This is a genomic window from Rhizobium sp. 3T7 (genome assembly GCF_020166565.1).
Taxonomy (GTDB): domain Bacteria; phylum Pseudomonadota; class Alphaproteobacteria; order Rhizobiales; family Rhizobiaceae; genus Rhizobium.
In genome coordinates, this window is the sequence record NZ_JAIQXS010000023.1 from 17,567 (window position 1) to 36,144 (window position 18,578).

Sequence of the window (18,578 nt, forward strand, 5' to 3'; positions counted from 1 at the left end):
GAATGAACAATGGCTGATCTCCGCAATAATTTCGTCGGCATCAAGTCGCCCAACCCATTCTGGCTGGCCTCGGCACCGCCGACCGACAAGGCCTACAACGTCGAGCGTGCTTTCAAGGCCGGATGGGGCGGCGTCGTCTGGAAGACCCTCGGCGAGGAAGGCCCGCCTGTCGTCAACGTCAACGGCCCGCGCTACGGCGCGATCTGGGGCGCCGACCGTCGTCTGCTCGGCTTGAACAACATCGAGCTCATCACCGACCGCGACCTCTCCACCAACCTGCGCGAAATGAAGCAGGTGAAGATGAACTGGCCGGACCGAGCGCTGATCGCCTCGATCATGGTTCCCTGTGAAGAAAATGCCTGGAAGTCGATCCTGCCGCTGGTCGAAGAGACCGGCGCCGACGGCATCGAGCTTAATTTCGGCTGTCCGCACGGCATGTCCGAGCGCGGCATGGGCTCCGCGGTTGGGCAGGTGCCGGAATATATCGAAATGGTCGTGCGCTGGTGCAAGCAGTACACGCGCATGCCCGTCATCACCAAGCTGACGCCCAACATCACCGATATCCGCAAGCCCGCGCGGGCTGCCAAGGCCGGCGGTACCGATGCCGTGTCGCTGATCAACACGATCAACTCGATCACGTCGGTCAACCTCGACACCTTCTCGCCGGAGCCGTCGATCGACGGGCGCGGCAGCCATGGTGGATATTGTGGCCCGGCGGTCAAGCCGATCGCGCTTAACATGGTCGCCGAGATCGCCCGCGATCCGGAAACCTACGGCCTGCCGATCTCCGGCATCGGTGGCATCACGACCTGGCGCGATGCGGCGGAGTTCCTGGCGCTCGGCGCCGGCAACGTGCAGGTCTGCACGGCGGCGATGACCTACGGCTTCAAGATCGTGCAGGAGATGATCACGGGCCTCTCCGACTGGATGGACGCCAAGGGGCATCGCAACCTCGACGACATCACCGGCCGCGCGGTGCCGAATGTTTCCGACTGGCAGTATCTCAACCTCAACTACATCGCCAAGGCGAAGATCGACCAGGACGCCTGCATCAAGTGCGGCCGCTGCCACATCGCCTGCGAGGACACCTCGCACCAGGCGATCACCCAGTTCGTCAATGGCGTCAGGCACTTCGAGGTGATGGAAGAGGAATGCGTCGGCTGCAATCTCTGCGTCAATGTCTGTCCTGTCGAGAACTGCATTACCATGGAGCAGCTCCCCGTCGGCGACCTCGACAAGCGCACTGGCAAGATCGTCGATCCGAACTACGCAAACTGGACGACCCATCCGAACAACCCGATGGCCCGCCAGGCGGCGGAGTAGGTCAAAGACAAACGCCGCGCAAACATCTCCGCGGCGTTTTGCTTGCTGAACCCCTCGCCTGTGCTGTCAGAGAAGTGAGGGAAGTAGAAAGACCAATTCCCCGCCTCACCTGCCAGCCGCAAATATCTTCCGATAGGCGCCGGGGCTTGTGCCCAGCCGCGTACGGAAGTGATGCCGCATCGTCGCCAGCGTACCGAACCCGCTGGCAACGGCAACGTCATCGAGGGTTGCACCAATCTGTCGCTCGAGAAGCTCGCGCGCGTGGCGAAGTCTCTCCCTCAGCAACCATTCACCGACGCTGAGCCCGGTCGTGCTCTCGAACCGCCGCTGAAAGGTCCGTTGGCTCATCCCGGCCTTCGCGGCAAGCAGGCTGATCGGCTGCTCCTCATCCAGCTGCTGCCGCATCCAGTCGATCAGCGGGCCGAGCCTGATGCCCTCGCGCTCCTGCGGCACCGGCGCCTGGATGAACTGTGCCTGCCCGCCTTGGCGATGTGGCGGCAGCACCAGCCGCCGCGCGACGCTGTTGGCAGCCTGCGCGCCGAAATCACCACGAACCACATGCAGACAGAGATCAATACCGGCGGCGCTGCCGGCCGCCGTCAGGATACTGCCATCGTCGATGTAAAGCACATCGGCATCGAAGCTGATGTCGGGATAGCGTTCCGAGATCGAGGCGACGTAGCGCCAATGCGTGGTTGCCCGCCGATGGCAAAGAAGCCCGGTCGCTGCTAGCACGGCAACGCCCGAGCAGAGCGACATCATCCGCGCGCCACGCCGATGGGCCGCGCGTAGGGCATCGATCAAGGCCTCCGGAACCTCTGCATCGATCGCGCGCCAGCCAGGCACGACGATCAGGTCCGCCTCCTCCAGCACCTCCAACCCATGATCGACGCAAACCATCAGCCCACCGCCCGCACGAAGCGGTCCCGGCTCGATCCCGCAGACCGAATAGCGATACCAGCCCTCGCCCATTTCCGGACGCGACAGACCGAAGACCTCGTAGGCAATTCCAAATTCGAAGGTGCACAGCCCGTCATAGGCAAGCACCGCGACATGGGGTCCCTTCACCACATTTGGCATGATCTTTACGCTAACCGTCATTCTGGCCAATTTCGCCAAGACATAACATCAGCGATGGTCGGCGACAACTCGAACCGAAAGGACATGCCATGCCGAGCTTCGTCACCGAAACCCCTGCCGCCTCTCCGGAAGCCACCGCCGCCTACTATGCCCGCAAGCTCGCTTTCGAGACCGACTGCTGGGATGTTCACGCATCACTCGCCGCCGGTCACCGCGACTTCGTGCTGCTGGATGTCCGCTCCCCGATGCTTTATGCCGCCTCTCACGTTCCGTACGCCATCAACCTGCCGCACGGGAAGATGACGGCCCACCGCATGTCGGAGTGGCCAGCAGATACCATCTTCGTCGTCTACTGCGCCGGCCCTCATTGCAACGGCACCGACAAGGCAGCCCTGCGCCTTGCCCGACTCGGGCTTCAGGTGAAGGTCATGATTGGCGGAATGACGGGTTGGGCCGACGAAGGCTTTGCCTTCGATAGCGGCCCGGACACCGCTGCAGCCTAACGTCGCATGTGCTGTGGGCCAGGACCGCAGCACATGAGCGGGAGATTGAATTTTCTTCCATCGATGCGATAGTCGGGAGGCGCAAAGGGTAGCCTCCTGCATGACACGTCACATTATTGCGATCGGCCCGTTGCCTCCGCCGTTCAACGGCTTCTCGCTCGCGACCAGGAGCATGATCGCCCTTCTCGAGGAAGGAAACAACGTCATCAACCGCGACGTCTCCCCGCCATTCGGCAAACTGTCGTTGCTCAAGCATCCAATCAAGCTCAACCGTGTCCTCGGCGCCTGCCGCGCGCTCTTTCGCGATCGCAAGCATGACAACCGGATTTGCTATCTTGCCTGTGAAGGCGGCCTTGGTTTGGTCTACACGGCGCTGATCGTGCTGGTCGCGAGACTGTTGGCCTACCCAATCTATCTGCATCATCACAGTTTCAGCTATATCGATAGGGCGAGCTTACTGATGCGATGTGTCCTAGCTTTCGGCGATAGCCAATTGCGGCACATCTTTTTGTGCGATGTCATGCGAGACCGCTTCACGGACACCTACCGGCGCCGCACGCGCAGTAGCATCGTCTCCAATGCTGCTTGCGTGGTACCAACGGAGCAGAACGACGCACCGCGATACCGCACGACTCTGGTGATCGGAATGCTGAGCAATCCCAGTACGGAGAAAGGTCTCGACACCTTCCTTGATCTCGCAAGGCAAGCGCGGCATGAAAGCTTGTCGATCAGGGCGATCCTCGCAGGTCCGGCCGGCACTGGCGAGCGCGCGGCGATTGACGCCGCCGTTATGGAATTGGGCGAGATGCTGGATTACCGGGGTGCGTTGTATGGCGACGCGAAAGCCGCCTTCTATCGCGAGATCGACGTGTTCGTCCTCCCCACAACGTACGGCAACGAGGCGCAGCCGCTGGTGATTTTCGAAGCGAAGGCGGCTGGAAACGCGGTGATTTCCACCGACCGCGGCTGTATCAGGAAGCAACTGGACGAAAGCGATTTGCTTGCCCCCGCCGACGACGAGTTCGTGCCGACGGCACTGGCATGGCTGTCCGCCATGGCGCCGGGACCGGCATTGGACGCAAGACGCGAGGTCATCCGCCAAGCCTATGGCACCCGCCATGCGAAGGCACGTGCGGCAATCGACACGCTCTTCGATTTAGAGGAATGACGTACCATATCGGACGCTTGCGGCCGATGACATCATGACACTTTTGGCACGGACTTGACCTTCAGCCCGTCGATGAACAGCTGCTCGAGAAAGCGTGCCGCATCCTCGAAGCGACCGACGCCTGCATGCTCCTGCCCGAGCACAGCCCTTACCTGAACGTCGAAGTCGGCATAGTGCTGCGTCGTCGACCAGATCGAAAAGATCAGATGATAGGGGTCGCACTTGGCGATCTTCCCCGCCGTTGCCCAGGCGCGGATGACCTCGGCCTTTTCGTCCACGAGTTCCTTCAGCGGCCCTTTCAGCTCATCTTCGACATGCGGCGCGCCCTGCAGCATTTCGTTGGCGAAAAGCCGGCTCTCACGCGGGAAGTCGCGGGCCATTTCGAGCTTGCGGCGGATATAGCTGCGAATCTCGCTTTCGGGATTGCCCTCGGCGTCGAAGGCTCTCAGCGGCTCCAGCCATGTATCAAGCACGCGGTCGATCAGCGCCCGATGCATCGCTTCCTTGGTACGGAAATAATAAAGCAGGTTCGGCTTCGACATGCCGGCGACTTCGGCGATCTGGTCGATGGTGGAGCCGCGAAAGCCGCTGACCGAAAACACGTCGAGCGCGGCTTCAAGAATCTGCTCTTCCTTCTCCTCCTGGATGCGTGTGCGCCGCTGGGTCTTGGCTGCTCTCGGGATTGCCATGTCGACCTTGTTTTCCCTTCAAATTCAACCGTTTCACTCAAGATTGGACAGGCAGGGCACCTTGCCGCAAAATTGAGCAGATGCCGGTAATTTTGTCTGTATTTTTCCTGATTTTCGTCTTGAGCCCAGCGCCGGAAGTTGTAATGTTTACCAATCGGTCAAATTATCGATCAGATGCAAAACAAAGGCAACTGGCGATTTTCCGGCGCTAACAAAACAAACAAGAGCGCCGAGAAACGGACCACGGGAACAAGCGGGCATGCCCATTGCATGACCGCAGAAAACAGGTGAGGACTTTAGACATGGTGGCAGCACCAGGCGAGAACATGCGCGTCAACGGGGATCGTCTTTGGGACAGCCTCATGGACATGGCAAAGATCGGCCCGGGCATTGCTGGCGGCAACAATCGCCAGACGTTGACGGATTCCGATGCCGAAGGACGCAGCCTCTTCAGGACATGGTGCGAAGGCGCTGGCCTGACGCTCGGCGTCGACAAGATGGGCACGATGTTCGCGACCCGCCCCGGCACCGATCCGGACGCTCTGCCGGTCTATGTCGGCTCGCACCTCGACACCCAGCCGACCGGCGGCAAGTATGACGGCGTGCTCGGCGTGCTCAGCGCACTGGAAGTCGTCCGCACTATGAACGACCTTGGCATCAAGACCAAGCACCCGATCGTCGTTACCAACTGGACAAACGAGGAAGGCGCCCGCTTTGCCCCGGCCATGCTGGCCTCTGGTGTTTTCGCCGGCGTCCATACGCTGGAATATGCCTATGATCGCAAGGATCCCGAAGGCAAGAGCTTCGGCGACGAGCTGAAGCGCATCGGCTGGGTCGGCGACGAAGAGGTCGGCGCGCGCAAGATGCACGCCTATTTCGAATACCACATCGAGCAGGGTCCGATCCTCGAGGTCGAGAACAAGCAGATCGGCGTGGTGACGCACTGTCAGGGCCTCTGGTGGCTTGAACTCACGCTGACCGGCAGGGAAGCCCATACCGGCTCGACCCCGATGAACATGCGCGTGAATGCCGGGCTCGCGATGTCACGCATCATCGAAATGGTGCAGACCGTGGCGATGGAGAACCAGCCGGGCGCCGTCGGCGGCGTCGGCCAGGTCTTCTTCACCCCGAACTCCCGCAACGTCCTGCCGGGCAAGGTCGTCTTCACCGTCGACATCCGCTCGCCGGATCAGGCAAAACTCGACGGCATGCGTGCCAGAATCGAAGCGGAAGCGCCAAAGATTTGCGAAGCACTCGGCGTCGGCTGCATGATCGAGGCGATCGGCCACTTCGCGCCAGTGACTTTCGATCCGACGCTTGTTTCCCGCGTGCGCGGCGCAGCCGAACGGCTCGGCTACAGCCACATGAACCTGATCTCGGGCGCTGGCCACGACGCCTGCTGGGCAGCAAAGGTCGCCCCGACCACGATGGTCATGTGCCCCTGCGTCGGAGGTCTCTCGCACAACGAGGCGGAGGACATCTCCAAGGAATGGGCAACAGCAGGCGCTGACGTCCTCTTCCACGCCGTCGTCGAGACAGCGGAGATTGTGGCGTGACTGCCAGTCGGCAATGGACGACATTCTTCATGAAGACCCGCGGCTGACATAGGAAAAGCACCCATGGATCTGACAACTATCCTTGCCTTCGTCGCAGTGACGACCTTGCTCGTTATCTCCCCGGGCCCAAACGGTGTTCTGATCGCCAAGACCGTACCCACCTCGGGTCGATTGGCGGGCTTTGCCAATGTCGCCGGCTTCGTCTCCGCCTTTTACATGCATGGGGCGTTTGTCGTCTTCGGCGTCTCGGTCATTCTCGCGCGCTCTGCCGAGCTGTTCTTTGCAGTCAAGATGCTTGGCGCCGCCTATCTGTGCTGGGTTGGCGTCAAGGCGCTGGCGCAGGCCTGGCGCAATCCGCTTTCATCGCAGCCGATCGCCGCCCCTTCAAAACGCCGACGGACCCTGGTGGCGGCTTATATCGAGGGCTTTCTGACCAATGCACTCAATCCCAAGGTTGCGATGTTCTATCTCGCGGCCTTCCCGCAATTCGTGCCGATGGAAAAAGCGACCGCCGCCAATATCTTCCTTTTGGTATTCATTCATTCCATGATCAACCTGGTCTGGTTTAGCGCCATGGTCGTCGTGTTTTCCCGTCTTGCCACGCTGACGCGTGGAGGCAGAGTGCAACGCTGGATCAAGGCGGCAACAGGCGTCGTCTTCGTCGGCTTCGGTCTAAAACTCGCAACCATGCGCGCCTGAAAAGCGGAGGTTCATCATGACATCAAAGATCATCAAGAACGGTACCATCGTCACCGCGGACCTGACCTACAAGGCGGACGTGAGGATCGAAGGCGGCAAGATCGTCGAGATCTGCCCCAACCTCTCCGGCACCGAAACGCTCGATGCCACGGGCTGCTACGTCATGCCGGGTGGCATCGACCCGCATGTCCATCTCGAAATGCCGTTCATGGGAACCTACTCCACCGACGACTTCGAAAGCGGCACCCGTGCGGGCCTTGCCGGCGGCACGACCATGGTCGTCGATTTCTGCCTGCCGGGACCGGAACAGTCGCTGCTCGAAGCGCTGCAAATGTGGGACAACAAGACAAGCCGCGCAAACGCCGACTACTCGTTCCACATGGCCATCACCGGCTGGAACGAGCGCGTCTTCAACGAGATGGAGACGGTGGTCAAGGACAAGGGCATCAACACCTTCAAGCATTTCATGGCCTACAAGGGCGCGCTGATGGTGAACGACGACGAGATGTTCGCCTCTTTCCAGCGCTGTGCCGAGCTCGGCGCCCTGCCTCTGGTCCATGCCGAGAACGGTGACGTCGTTGCCTCGATGACCGCGAGGCTTCTCGCCGAAGGCAACAACGGTCCCGAGGCACATGCCTATTCACGCCCGCCCGAGGTCGAAGGCGAGGCAACCAATCGCGCCATTATGCTCGCCGACATGGCCGGCGTGCCGCTTTATGTCGTGCACACTTCCTGCGAACAGGCGCATGAAGCCATCCGCCGAGCCCGCCAGAAGGGCATGCGAGTCTATGGCGAGCCACTGATCCAGCACCTGACGCTCGACGAAAGCGAATATTTCAACAAGGACTGGGATCACGCCGCCCGCCGCGTCATGTCTCCACCCTTCCGCAACAAGCAGCACCAGGACAGCCTTTGGGCCGGCCTGCAGTCCGGCTCGCTGTCTGTGGTGGCGACCGACCATTGCGCGTTTACGACCGAGCAGAAGCGCTTCGGCGTCGGCAACTTCGCCAAGATCCCCAATGGCACCGGCGGCCTCGAGGACAGACTGCCTATGCTCTGGACTTATGGAGTGAACACCGGCCGCCTGACAATGAACGAGTTCGTTGCGGTCACCTCGACCAACATCGCCAAGATCCTCAATGTTTATCCGAAGAAGGGCGCCATCCTCGTCGGCGCCGATGCGGATATCGTCGTCTGGGATCCGAAGCGCTCGAAGACGATCTCGGCCAAGACGCAGCAATCGTCGATCGACTATAATGTCTTCGAAGGCAAGGAAGTCACCGGCCTGCCGCGCTACACGCTGACGCGCGGCGAAGTGGCGATCGAGGAAGGCACGGTCAAGACGAAGGAGGGCCACGGCCAATTCGTCAAGCGCGAGCCGTTCCAGGCAGTCAATAAGGCGCTCTCGACATGGAAGGAGCTTGTGGCGCCGCGCAAGGTCGAACGGTCCGGCATTCCGGCGACGGGGGTCTGATCCTTGGCATCACTCCTGCACCAGCCGATCAAGCTCCGGAAGCAGAACGACGCTTTCCTGCTCGTTCGGATCGGTGCGGGCGATGATCGCGGTGCAAGGGGTACTGCTGAGGTTGGCAGGCAGATGCGGAACACCGGCGGGGATGTAGAACAGCTCGCCGGCATGCACGACGACATGATGCTCCAGATCGTCGCCATACCAGGTGTGAGCCACGCCGGAGAGCATGTAGATCGCCGTTTCGTGCGACTCGTGCAGATGCGCCTTGGCCCGCACGCCGGGCGGAATCGTCAGCAAATGCATGCAGATGCCCTTGGCGCCGACCGTCTCGGCCGCGATGCCTTCGAAGTAACTGAGCCCCTGCTTGCCGTCGTAGGCATGACTGGGGCGCACAATGTGACAGGTGGGCTTTGATGTCGCGTCCATCGTCATCCTCCATGGACCTTGCCGGAACAATGAAAACAGCTACTCATACTATCATGCAAAGCGCAGAAGCGCGGGGAAAACAGGATACACAAGCATTGACGCAAGCTGCCTCCGTCGTATCCGCCAAGGACCTCTGTCTGACCTATGATGCCAGCGATGCGCCCGTGCATGCGCTGACAAACGTCAATCTCGACGTGCGCAAGGGCGACTTCGTCTCCTTCATCGGCCCTTCAGGTTGCGGGAAGACGACTTTCCTGCGCGTGATCGCCGATCTCGAAAGGAAGACATCGGGCGAGATCACGGTCAATGGCATGACGCCGGAGGAAGCCCGCAAGGCTCGCGCCTACGGCTACGTCTTCCAGGCGCCGGCACTTTACCCCTGGCGTACGATCGAGAAGAATATCGCTCTACCGCTCGAAATCATGGGCTACGCCTCGGCTGACCAGAAGAAACGCATCGCCGATGCGCTCGATCTGGTGAACCTATCCGGCTTCGAGAAGAAATTCCCCTGGCAGCTGTCCGGCGGCATGCAGCAGCGCGCCTCCATCGCCCGCGCACTCGCCTTCGATGCCGACCTGCTCTTGATGGACGAACCCTTCGGCGCCCTCGACGAAATCGTCCGCGACCACCTGAACGAGGAACTTCTCAAGCTCTGGGCGCGCACGAACAAGACCATCTGCTTTGTCACCCACTCGATCCCCGAGGCCGTCTACCTCTCCACCAAGATCGTGGTCATGTCACCCCGCCCCGGCCGCGTCACTGACGTCATTGACTCGCCCCTTCCCAAGGAGCGGCCTTTAGACATTCGCGAGTCGCCCGAGTTCCTTGAAATCGCCCATCGCGTGCGCGAGGGCCTGAGATCGGGGCACAGCTATGAGCACTAAGCCATTGGGTGTTAAAACCGGCGCGCGGGGGCGCTCATGAAGCCAGATACCCTCAAGGATCGGATCGTTCCCGTCCTCACAATCCTCCTGGCATTGATCGCGATCTGGTACGTTGCGTCGGTGCTGATGAATGCCTCCTTCCAGCGCGACATGGATCAACGCGCCAACCAGACGCCGGGAACGGTGGAATTCATCGAAAAGACGCTGTCGCAGCCCAAGCCTTTGCTGCCTGCCCCGCATCAGGTGGCGCAGAACGTCTTTGAGAACACCTTCCTGCGGAAGCTTTCGAGCAACCGAAGCCTGGTCTACCATAGCTGGGTCACGCTCTCGTCGACGCTGCTCGGCTTCGGTTTCGGCACGCTGCTCGGCATTGTGATCGCCGTCGGGATCGTTCACATCAAGGCGCTTGAGCGCAGCCTCATGCCGTGGATCATCGCTTCGCAGACCGTGCCGATCCTAGCGATCGCCCCTATGGTGATCGTCGTCCTCGGCGCGGTGAATATTACCGGCCTCGTACCAAAGGCGCTGATCTCGACCTACCTATCCTTCTTCCCGGTCACCGTCGGCATGGTGAAGGGTCTTCGTTCGCCCGAAGTCATGTTCCTCGATCTGATGCGGACCTATAACGCGACAGCCTCGCAGACCTTCTGGAAGCTTCGCGTTCCCGCCTCCGTGCCATTCCTCTTCACCTCGATGAAGGTCGCGATCGCCGCGAGCCTGGTCGGCGCAATCGTCGGCGAGCTTCCGACCGGTGCCGTCGCCGGCATCGGCTCGAAGCTGCTCGCAGGCTCCTACTACAGTCAGACGATCGACATCTGGGCGGCTCTCGTGGCAGGCTCGGTACTGGCCGCAAGCCTGGTCGCCATCGTCGGTCTTGTCGCAAAGATCGTCGATCGTTCGATGGGCGGGAGGGCGGCATGAACCAGATGACCTTCGCATGGCAGGGCGTGCTTGCCCTGGTGCTGACGGCGATTGCGATCATCGCCTTGCCGATCATGGCCGAAGGCGCACCGGACCCGGTGTCGTCGATAACGGTGGGCCTGACGATCGCGCTGATCGTCGCCGTCGCCTTCATTTCCTTCGTACCATTGCCGAAGCCATACATCGCCGCCGTTTTGCTGGTCGGTGCGCATTGGGCGGCGTGGGTGCTGCTGGCGGGCGTGACCGGAAACGAAGGTTTGGCGACCAAATCCTTCTTCCTGCTGATGGCCGCCTGCTGGCTGCTTGCCTGGCGCTGCGTCACCGAGCTTTCGGCTATGACGCCGGCTTCGAGTTTTGTCCGCTCCTGCCTCCGGCTGCTGATCCCGGCAATCTTCGGCGCCTGGATCCTGATCATTTGGGAAGCGCTGACGCGCGGCGCCGGCATTCCCTTCGTTCTGCTGCCGCCGCCGAGCGCCATCGGCGCCAGGATCGCCGGCTCGCTGCCGATCCTGGCCGACGACGTGCGCCAGACGATCTTCAAGGCGGTATTGGCCGGTTACATCATCGGCTGTGGTGCAGGCTTTGCCGTCGCGATCCTCGCCGATCGCGTCGCCTTCCTGCGCCGCGGCCTGTTGCCGATTGGTAACATGGTGTCGGCGCTGCCGATCATCGGCGTCGCGCCGATCATGGTGATGTGGTTCGGCTTCGACTGGCAGTCGAAGGCCGCCGTCGTCATCATCATGACCTTCTTCCCGATGCTGGTGAACACCGTCGCCGGCCTCGCCGCATCCGGCCCGATGGAGCGTGACCTGATGCAGACTTACGCCTCCAACTATTGGCAGACACTGCTGAAGCTCCGGCTTCCGGCGGCAATGCCCTTCATTTTCAATGCATTGAAGATCAACTCGACGCTGGCGCTCATCGGTGCCATCGTCGCGGAGTTCTTTGGTACGCCGATCGTCGGCATGGGCTTCCGTATCTCCACCGAGATCGGGCGCATGAACGTCGACATGGTCTGGGCCGAAATTGCCGTTGCGGCGCTGGTCGGCTCGATCTTTTATGGCGTCGTCGCCCTCGCCGAAAGGGCGGTGACTTTCTGGCATCCGTCTATCCGTGGTGGCTAGGCGTCGCTTTATTCCCGCAAATGGGATTGGGCATAACTTCAGAGGGAAAAAGAAAATGAAAAAACTGATCATTGCGATGATGGCGAGCGCGATGTCGCTCGCAGCAGCCCAGGCGATGGCTGCCGACAAGGTGACGCTGCAGCTCAAGTGGGTGACGCAGTCGCAGTTCGCCGGCTACTACGTCGCCAAGGAAAAGGGCTATTACGAGGAAGAGGGGCTCGACGTCACCATCAAGCCGGGCGGCCCTGACATCGCGCCGGAACAGGTGATCGCCGGCGGCGGCGCCGACGTCATCGTCGACTGGATGGGCGGTGCGCTCGTTGCCCGCGAAAAGGGCGTTCCGCTCGTCAACATCGCCCAGCCCTACCAGAAGTCGGGCATGGAAATGATCTGCCGCAAGGACGGCCCGATCAAGACCGAAGCCGATTTCAAGGGGCATACGCTGGGCGTCTGGTTCTTCGGAAACGAGTACCCGTTCTTCGCCTGGATGAACAAGCTCGGCCTGAAGACCGACGGCGGTGCTGACGGCGTGACCGTGCTGAAGCAGAGCTTCGACGTGCAGCCGCTGCTGCAGAAGCAGGCCGACTGCATCTCCGTCATGACCTACAATGAATACTGGCAGGCGATCGATGCCGGCTTCAAGCCTGAAGAACTGCTCGTCTTCAACTACACCGCCATGGGCAACGACCTTCTCGAAGACGGTCTCTATGCCATGGAAGACAAGCTAAAGGACCCTGCCTTCAAGGAGAAGATGGTCAAGTTCGTCAAGGCTTCGATGAAGGGCTGGAAATACGCAACCGAGAACCCCGATGAAGCAGCCGAAATCGTCGTTGATGCCGGCGGCCAGGACGAAAACCACCAGAAGCGCATGATGGGCGAAGTCGCCAAGCTGATCGGCGACGGCACCGGCAAACTCGACACCACTCTCTACGATCGCACGGCCAAGGCTCTCCTCGATCAGAAGATCATCAACAAGGAGCCGACCGGCGCCTGGACGCACGACGTCACGGACGCGGCTTCCAAGTAAGACAGTGACTGCAACGACGAAACGCGCGGAGCTTCCGCGCGTTTTGCTTTTTTGGCGAAAAGTTCGCGATCGATGTCGCATCAGGCGTGGCTCTGACGTCATATGGAGGCGATGCGCGATCAACTAACGGAATGCTTGCATAACCGGACAGTGATTGATCTACATCACAACGGTAATTATTGTGTTCAAATGAGGAATTATTTTCTGCTGGGCTTGCGCGATGGGCAAATCGCTACCACGTACAAACCGAGTTTGCCGGACGAGGGACTTCTTAAGTAAGAGTCGGCAAAGGATGCGGAAATACTTCTGAGAACACCAATACGGGAACCGGCCATTCGCGAGCTGATGACAACGCGCGAGTCGGGCCGACCAAAACTGGATGACGACGCATGGCACGTACGCCTGTTAAGATACTTCGCGCCTCAACCCTGCTGATCGCGGCAGCTGTTGCTTCGGCAGCATTTGCCCAGGAGCAGCCGGTCGCAAAGCCGCAGCAGAACCTGCCGGCAATCGTGGTGACGAAGGCGTCCACCCGCACCCTCGTCGACCGCGTTGTTGCGACCGGTACGGTAAAGCCCGTCGAGGAAGTTTACATTCAGCCTCAAGTCGAAGGATTGTCGGTCCGCACGCTGAATGCCGATGTTGGCGACAAGGTTCAAGCTGAAAGCACGCTGGCGACCCTGAACGACGACGCACTCATTCTACAGAAGAGCCAGATGCAGGCCACGAAGGCCAAAAACGAAGCGAGCCTTGCGCAGCTTCGCGCTCAGTTGATCGAGGCGCAGGCCAACGCAGAGCAGGCGCGACAACAGCAGGCACGCGCCCAGGAAATGGGCAAGAAGGGCACGGTTTCCACGGCGACCGTCGAGCAGGCTGATGCCGCAGCGGCATCAGCCAATGCCCGTGTCGATTCCGCAAAGCAGGCGATCCAGGTAGCCGTCGCGGAGATCAAGGTGACTGAAAGCCAGATTGCGGATGCCGATCTGAAGCTGGCGCGCACCGACGTCAAGACGCCCGTCGGCGGTACCGTCGCGGCCAAGAACGCCAAGATTGGCGCGATTGCACTCGCTACCGGCGACCCGCTCTTCACGATCATTCGCGACGACGAGATCGAGCTGGTAGCAGAAGTGGGTGAGAGCGACATCGTCAAGGTTCAGCCCGGCCAGAAGGCCACTCTCTCGCTCTCCGGCAGTCGCGAGAAGGTTACCGGCTCCGTACGCTTGGTTTCGCCAACGGTCGATCCGCTCACACGCCTCGGTTTGGTCCATATCTTGATCGATGACTCCAGCAAGGCACGTTCGGGCATGTACGGCAGTGCTGACATCGTCGTGCGCACCACGGAAAACGTGGCCCTCCCGGTCTCTGCCGTGCTGTCGGGCAATGAGGGATCCTCGGCCCGCAAAGTCGAGAACAGCGTCGTCAAGTTTGCCAAGGTCGAAACCGGCATCCAGGACGGCGCCTATGTCGAGATCATAAAGGGATTGAAAGCCGGTGACGAGGTGGTAGCCAAGGCGGGCGCCTATGTCCGTGACGGCGACCGCATCACGCCGGTTCGTGAACAGCCACCGGTTTCCAACTGAGAGACGGCCGATGAACTTTTCAGCCTGGTCTATCCGAAATCCAGTCGCATCGCTTCTGGCGTTTGCACTTCTGCTTTTCGTCGGCATCCAGTCCTTCAACAAGCTGCCGATCACGCGTTTCCCGAATATCGACGTTCCGCTCGTTTCCATCGTCGTAACGCAGAGCGGCGCTTCGCCCGCCGAGCTCGAGATGCAGGTGACGAAGGAGATCGAGGACGCCGTTGCCAGCATAACCGGGATCGATGAGATCCAGTCGACGGTGACAGACGGCCAGTCGCAGACGGTCGTCATGTTCCGTATGGAAATCCCGACCGAGCAGGCCGTTCAGGATACCAAGGACGCAATCGACCGCATCCGCAGCGACCTGCCGGCTAATGTCGAGGAACCAATCGTCTCGAAGATCGACGTCGAAGGCCAGGCGATTCAGACCTTTGCCGTCTCCTCGCCTGATATGACGCTCGAAGAACTCTCTTGGTTCGTCGATGATACCATCAAACGCGCCCTGCAGGGGCAGGCGGGCATCGGCCGCGTTGACCGCTACGGCGGCGCGGACCGCGAAGTGCGCATCGAGCTCAATCCCGACAAGCTGAACGCCCACGGCATCACCGCCGCGAGCGTAAACCAACAGCTGCGCGGCACCAACGTGGACCTCGGCTCCGGCCGCGGCCAGGTGGCGGGTAGCGAGCAGGCGATCCGGGTGCTCGGCGATGCCCGCAACGTGGCGGAACTCGCCAACACAACGATCGCGCTGCCGAACGGTCGTTTCGTCAAGCTGTCCGACCTTGGCGCCATCAAGGACACCTATCAGGAGCCGAAGTCCTTCTCGCGTTTCGATGATACGCCAGTCGTCACCTTCGGCGTGTTCCGCTCGAAGGGCGCCAGTGAAGTCAGCGTTGCGGAGACTGTCGCCAAGAGCCTCGACAAGGTTCGGGCCGAGAACCCGAACGTCGGTATCGAGCTGATCAGCGACTCCGTCTACTTCACATACGGCAACTATGAAGCGGCCATCGATACGCTGATCGAAGGCGCGGTACTTGCAATCATCGTCGTCTTCCTGTTCCTCCGGAACTGGCGTGCAACGTTGATTTCAGCAGTCGCACTGCCGCTGTCGGCGATCCCGACCTTCTGGATTATGGACCTGATGGGCTTCTCGCTGAACCTAGTCAGCTTCCTGGCCCTGACGCTTGCGACAGGTATTCTCGTTGACGATGCGATCGTCGAAATCGAGAACATCGCCCGTCATATTAAGATGGGCAAGACTCCCTATCGCGCTGCAATCGAGGCCGCCGACGAAATCGGCCTCGCGGTCATCGCAACGACCTTCACGATCATTGCCGTGTTCGTGCCGGTGTCGTTTATGCCCGGCATCCCAGGCCAGTACTTCATTCAGTTTGGTCTCACGGTCGCCTTCTCCGTCTTCTTTTCGCTCATGGTGGCACGCCTCATCACGCCGATGATGGCTGCATACCTAATGCGTGCGGAAGACGGCATCGAGGACCATCACGACAATGATGGTCTCTTCTTCCGCGGTTACACGCGCCTCGTGCGCGCCACGACCCGGCGGTGGTGGACCCGTTATGCGACGCTGCTTGCGGCGATCGCTTTCCTCGTTGGCTCCGTCATGTTGCTTGCGCAGGTGCCCGGCAGCTTCCTGCCGCCGGAAGATGCATCGCGCGTCGTGCTGTCCGTCGAGCTGCCGCCGAACGCGACGCTCGACGATACCGAAGCGACAACGGATGCGATCTACAAAGACGTCAAGGATATCGACGGCGTTGAAAGCGTATTTGTCCTCGGCGGCGCGTCTCCGAAGGGCGACCTCGAACTGCGCCGCGCGACCGTTACGCTCACGCTCCATAAGCTCGACCAGAGGCTTTCGAAAAAGCTTGTCGATGATTTCCTTGGGAAACTGCCGATCATCGGCCCCTATCTGCCGAAGGTAGAACCGAAGGGTCGCGTTCGCCCGCAGTGGGATATCGAGAAGGAGGTCTTTGCCAAACTCCGCCATATCCCTGACGTGCGTATCTTGAAGCTCAACGATCGCGGCGAGCGCGACTTGTCGTTCAACTTCCTCTCGAAGAACGAGAAGGATCTGAACGACGCCGTCGGCATCCTGGAGTCAAAGCTGCGTGCCGATCCGCTGCTGGCAAACGTCAGCGCCGAGGGCGCCCTGCCCCGTCCTGAACTTCAGGTCCGCCCCCGCAAGGACCAGGCTGCCCGTCTTGGCATCACGCCGCAACAAATCTCCGAGACCATCCGCGTCGCCACCATCGGTGACATTGATGCGGCCCTCGCCAAGATCAACCTGGACGATCGCCAGATTCCGATCCGCGTCCAGGCGTCGCTCGACATGCGCCGCGATCTTGCCGCCCTCCGGGCACTGAAGATCCAGACCGCGAGCGGCGGCACAGTGCCGCTCTCCACCGTCGCCGATATCGACTATTCGGAAGGCGTCAGCTCGATCAAGCGCAACAACCGCTACCGCGTCGTCTCGATCGGGTCCGACCTGCCGCAGGGTGTGGCGCTCGACACGGCATCCGCTCGGTTCCGGCAGATCGTCGACGAGGCCAAGATCCCTTCGACGGTCCAGCTGGCTGAAAGCGGCGACACGAAGGTCCAGACCGAAATGCAGCAGAGCTTCGTCAACGCCATGTTGATGGGCCTCATGCTGGTGTTGACTGTGCTCATCCTGCTCTTCAAGGACGTGATCCAGCCCTTCACCATCCTGTTCTCGCTGCCACTTGCGATCGGCGGCGTTGCAGTCGGGCTGCTTGTCACTCAGAACCCGCTCTCGATGCCGGTCATGATCGGCATCCTGATGCTGATGGGCGTCGTTACCAAGAACGCGATCCTGCTCGTCGACTTCGCCATCGAAATGCGTCATCGCGGCATGGAACGCGTGGAAGCCATGGTCGAGGCCGGTCGCAAGCGCGCTCGCCCGATCATCATGACGTCTATTGCCATGTCGGCCGGCATGCTCCCATCCGCGCTTGGCGTCGGCGAGGGCGGCTCGTTCCGCGCGCCGATGGCGATTGCGGTGATCGGCGGCATAATCGTGTCGACCGTGCTTTCGCTGGTCGTCGTGCCCTCGTTCTTCCTGATCATGGACGATCTCTCCCGTCTGCTTGCCTGGATGTTCGGCCGTCTGGTGGGCAGGAAGGACAAGGAAGAGCTGGCAATGTCCCGCGAAGAGCTTACACAGGCTGTTGACGCCCTCGAAAGCCGGGTAACCGCAATCGAGACTCCGGAAGGCAAGCGTGGCAAATCAGGCAATGTCGTGCGCCTGCCGCCTTTCGCGGCGGAGTAGCCGCCAATTCAGAAGCCGGGGGTAACGCCCCGGCATTTTATTGGGCCACATTTGATCGAGATCAAGTTCTGAACTGCGCCTCCCGGTTACCCTTGCCAATATCAGGTAGGGGCCGCACTTGCCGCGCCACAGGGAGAAACAGATGACCAGAGCTTTGAAACTGAGCGGCGCGCAGCGTGCGGTGCTTGGTGGTGCATTGATCGCGTCCAGCCTCGACCGGCATGAGCGAGATGCGCTGCTGTCTTGCGCGGTGGCGGTGCGCTATGAGCTGCAGGACGTTCTCTTCCGCGAACGCGAGAAGGCACGTTACTTCTACTGCGTGCTGAGCGGCTATGTTCGCCTCTTTCGCGGCTCCGAAGGCCGCGAAGCCGATATCAGCATCTGCGAGCCGGGCGACAGCTTCGGCGAATGCCTGGTGCTTGCCGGCGAAGGATACAATTACAGCGCCCAGGCAATGGAACACGCGATCCTTGCCCGCTTCGACATCGCGCAGGTCAAAGCATTGCTCGACCGGCAGCCACGCATTGGCAGCGCGATTGCGCGCAGCCTTTCGCAGCATCTGCTGTCGACCATGGATTGCCTGGCGCGGGATCGCATGAACACGAGCCCGCAACGCGTCGCGCATTATCTGCTGACGCACTGCACCAATGAAGGTACGCGGGCCTCCTTGCGCCTGCCGTTCCAGAAGAGCCTTCTGGCGCGAAAGCTGGGACTGGCGCCAGAGGCGCTGTCGCGTGCCTTCTCCACCTTGCGCACATCAGGCGTAAGCGTTAGCGGCCGCGCCATCGCGATCGAGGATATCAATGTGCTGAGGCAGGTCTGA

The 18,578-nt window shown here is 60.9% G+C and carries 16 protein-coding genes; 13 read left to right on the forward strand and 3 right to left on the reverse strand.

The window, feature by feature from the left end:
* Nucleotides 1-9 precede the first annotated feature (9 nt).
* A complete protein-coding gene (preA, locus tag K9B32_RS24260; RefSeq protein ID WP_224566858.1) occupies nt 10-1,323 on the forward strand; it encodes an NAD-dependent dihydropyrimidine dehydrogenase subunit PreA in 1,314 nt (437 codons plus the stop codon).
* Nucleotides 1,324-1,428: 105 nt separating this feature from the next.
* Here the strand turns inward: preA and ftrA are convergent, their stop codons facing one another.
* Nucleotides 1,429-2,424, reverse strand: coding sequence for a transcriptional regulator FtrA (ftrA, locus tag K9B32_RS24265; RefSeq protein WP_224566860.1), 996 nt, complete (start codon nt 2,422-2,424; stop codon nt 1,429-1,431).
* Between the two features lie 68 nt (nt 2,425-2,492).
* Between ftrA and K9B32_RS24270 the strand changes: the two genes are divergently transcribed.
* Both K9B32_RS24270 and K9B32_RS24275 read left to right on the forward strand, forming a co-directional pair.
* Entirely contained in the window at nt 2,493-2,906 is a 414-nt protein-coding gene (locus K9B32_RS24270; protein WP_224566862.1) for a rhodanese-like domain-containing protein, read from the forward strand.
* A 100-nt stretch (nt 2,907-3,006) separates the two neighbouring features.
* Nucleotides 3,007-4,074, forward strand: coding sequence for a glycosyltransferase family 4 protein (locus tag K9B32_RS24275; protein ID WP_224566864.1), 1,068 nt, complete (start codon nt 3,007-3,009; stop codon nt 4,072-4,074).
* A gap of 32 nt (nt 4,075-4,106) precedes the next feature.
* Here the strand turns inward: K9B32_RS24275 and K9B32_RS24280 are convergent, their stop codons facing one another.
* Nucleotides 4,107-4,763: a TetR family transcriptional regulator C-terminal domain-containing protein gene (locus tag K9B32_RS24280; RefSeq protein WP_224566866.1), complete on the reverse strand. Its 657-nt coding sequence runs from the start codon at nt 4,761-4,763 to the stop codon at nt 4,107-4,109.
* Nucleotides 4,764-5,065: 302 nt separating this feature from the next.
* On the opposite strand from K9B32_RS24280, the gene K9B32_RS24285 reads away from it, so the two are divergent.
* The 3 genes from K9B32_RS24285 to hydA all read left to right on the forward strand — a co-directional run bounded on the left by K9B32_RS24285 (nt 5,066) and on the right by hydA (nt 8,492).
* Nucleotides 5,066-6,319 carry a Zn-dependent hydrolase gene (locus tag K9B32_RS24285; protein ID WP_224566874.1) on the forward strand — a complete coding sequence of 418 codons (1,254 nt, stop codon included), beginning with the start codon at nt 5,066-5,068 and terminating at the stop codon, nt 6,317-6,319.
* Nucleotides 6,320-6,382: 63 nt separating this feature from the next.
* Nucleotides 6,383-7,018, forward strand: coding sequence for a LysE family translocator (locus K9B32_RS24290; RefSeq protein ID WP_224566876.1), 636 nt, complete (start codon nt 6,383-6,385; stop codon nt 7,016-7,018).
* A 16-nt stretch (nt 7,019-7,034) separates the two neighbouring features.
* Nucleotides 7,035-8,492: a dihydropyrimidinase gene (hydA, locus tag K9B32_RS24295; RefSeq protein ID WP_224566878.1), complete on the forward strand. Its 1,458-nt coding sequence runs from the start codon at nt 7,035-7,037 to the stop codon at nt 8,490-8,492.
* A 9-nt stretch (nt 8,493-8,501) separates the two neighbouring features.
* On the opposite strand, the gene K9B32_RS24300 is transcribed toward hydA, so the two are convergent.
* Nucleotides 8,502-8,915 carry a cupin domain-containing protein gene (locus K9B32_RS24300; protein ID WP_224566880.1) on the reverse strand — a complete coding sequence of 138 codons (414 nt, stop codon included), beginning with the start codon at nt 8,913-8,915 and terminating at the stop codon, nt 8,502-8,504.
* A 53-nt stretch (nt 8,916-8,968) separates the two neighbouring features.
* On the opposite strand from K9B32_RS24300, the gene K9B32_RS24305 reads away from it, so the two are divergent.
* From K9B32_RS24305 to K9B32_RS24335, 7 genes are all read left to right on the forward strand, one after another.
* A complete protein-coding gene (locus tag K9B32_RS24305; RefSeq protein ID WP_224566891.1) occupies nt 8,969-9,799 on the forward strand; it encodes an ABC transporter ATP-binding protein in 831 nt (276 codons plus the stop codon).
* 36 nt (nt 9,800-9,835) lie between these two features.
* Nucleotides 9,836-10,720 (forward strand): ABC transporter permease, encoded by an 885-nt coding sequence (locus tag K9B32_RS24310; RefSeq protein WP_224566893.1) that lies wholly within the window; start codon nt 9,836-9,838, stop codon nt 10,718-10,720.
* Nucleotides 10,717-11,844, forward strand: a complete 1,128-nt coding sequence (locus tag K9B32_RS24315; protein ID WP_224566896.1) for an ABC transporter permease — start codon at nt 10,717-10,719, stop codon at nt 11,842-11,844. Before K9B32_RS24310 ends, K9B32_RS24315 begins: the two co-directional genes overlap by 4 nt.
* A gap of 55 nt (nt 11,845-11,899) precedes the next feature.
* A complete protein-coding gene (locus tag K9B32_RS24320; RefSeq protein ID WP_224566898.1) occupies nt 11,900-12,871 on the forward strand; it encodes an ABC transporter substrate-binding protein in 972 nt (323 codons plus the stop codon).
* A 389-nt stretch (nt 12,872-13,260) separates the two neighbouring features.
* A complete protein-coding gene (locus K9B32_RS24325; protein WP_224566900.1) occupies nt 13,261-14,451 on the forward strand; it encodes an efflux RND transporter periplasmic adaptor subunit in 1,191 nt (396 codons plus the stop codon).
* Nucleotides 14,452-14,461: 10 nt separating this feature from the next.
* Nucleotides 14,462-17,755 carry an efflux RND transporter permease subunit gene (locus K9B32_RS24330; RefSeq protein ID WP_224566902.1) on the forward strand — a complete coding sequence of 1,098 codons (3,294 nt, stop codon included), beginning with the start codon at nt 14,462-14,464 and terminating at the stop codon, nt 17,753-17,755.
* A 142-nt stretch (nt 17,756-17,897) separates the two neighbouring features.
* Nucleotides 17,898-18,578: a Crp/Fnr family transcriptional regulator gene (locus tag K9B32_RS24335; RefSeq protein ID WP_224566904.1), complete on the forward strand. Its 681-nt coding sequence runs from the start codon at nt 17,898-17,900 to the stop codon at nt 18,576-18,578.

Coding starts and splice junctions, on each gene's coding strand:
- preA (WP_224566858.1), top strand. CDS start 10: ATGGCTGATCTCCGCAATAATTTCGTCGGCATCAAGTCGCCCAACCCA.
- ftrA (WP_224566860.1), bottom strand. CDS start 2,424: ATGACGGTTAGCGTAAAGATCATGCCAAATGTGGTGAAGGGACCCCAT.
- K9B32_RS24270 (WP_224566862.1), top strand. CDS start 2,493: ATGCCGAGCTTCGTCACCGAAACCCCTGCCGCCTCTCCGGAAGCCACC.
- K9B32_RS24275 (WP_224566864.1), top strand. CDS start 3,007: ATGACACGTCACATTATTGCGATCGGCCCGTTGCCTCCGCCGTTCAAC.
- K9B32_RS24280 (WP_224566866.1), bottom strand. CDS start 4,763: ATGGCAATCCCGAGAGCAGCCAAGACCCAGCGGCGCACACGCATCCAG.
- K9B32_RS24285 (WP_224566874.1), top strand. CDS start 5,066: ATGGTGGCAGCACCAGGCGAGAACATGCGCGTCAACGGGGATCGTCTT.
- K9B32_RS24290 (WP_224566876.1), top strand. CDS start 6,383: ATGGATCTGACAACTATCCTTGCCTTCGTCGCAGTGACGACCTTGCTC.
- hydA (WP_224566878.1), top strand. CDS start 7,035: ATGACATCAAAGATCATCAAGAACGGTACCATCGTCACCGCGGACCTG.
- K9B32_RS24300 (WP_224566880.1), bottom strand. CDS start 8,915: ATGGACGCGACATCAAAGCCCACCTGTCACATTGTGCGCCCCAGTCAT.
- K9B32_RS24305 (WP_224566891.1), top strand. CDS start 8,969: ATGCAAAGCGCAGAAGCGCGGGGAAAACAGGATACACAAGCATTGACG.
- K9B32_RS24310 (WP_224566893.1), top strand. CDS start 9,836: ATGAAGCCAGATACCCTCAAGGATCGGATCGTTCCCGTCCTCACAATC.
- K9B32_RS24315 (WP_224566896.1), top strand. CDS start 10,717: ATGAACCAGATGACCTTCGCATGGCAGGGCGTGCTTGCCCTGGTGCTG.
- K9B32_RS24320 (WP_224566898.1), top strand. CDS start 11,900: ATGAAAAAACTGATCATTGCGATGATGGCGAGCGCGATGTCGCTCGCA.
- K9B32_RS24325 (WP_224566900.1), top strand. CDS start 13,261: ATGGCACGTACGCCTGTTAAGATACTTCGCGCCTCAACCCTGCTGATC.
- K9B32_RS24330 (WP_224566902.1), top strand. CDS start 14,462: ATGAACTTTTCAGCCTGGTCTATCCGAAATCCAGTCGCATCGCTTCTG.
- K9B32_RS24335 (WP_224566904.1), top strand. CDS start 17,898: ATGACCAGAGCTTTGAAACTGAGCGGCGCGCAGCGTGCGGTGCTTGGT.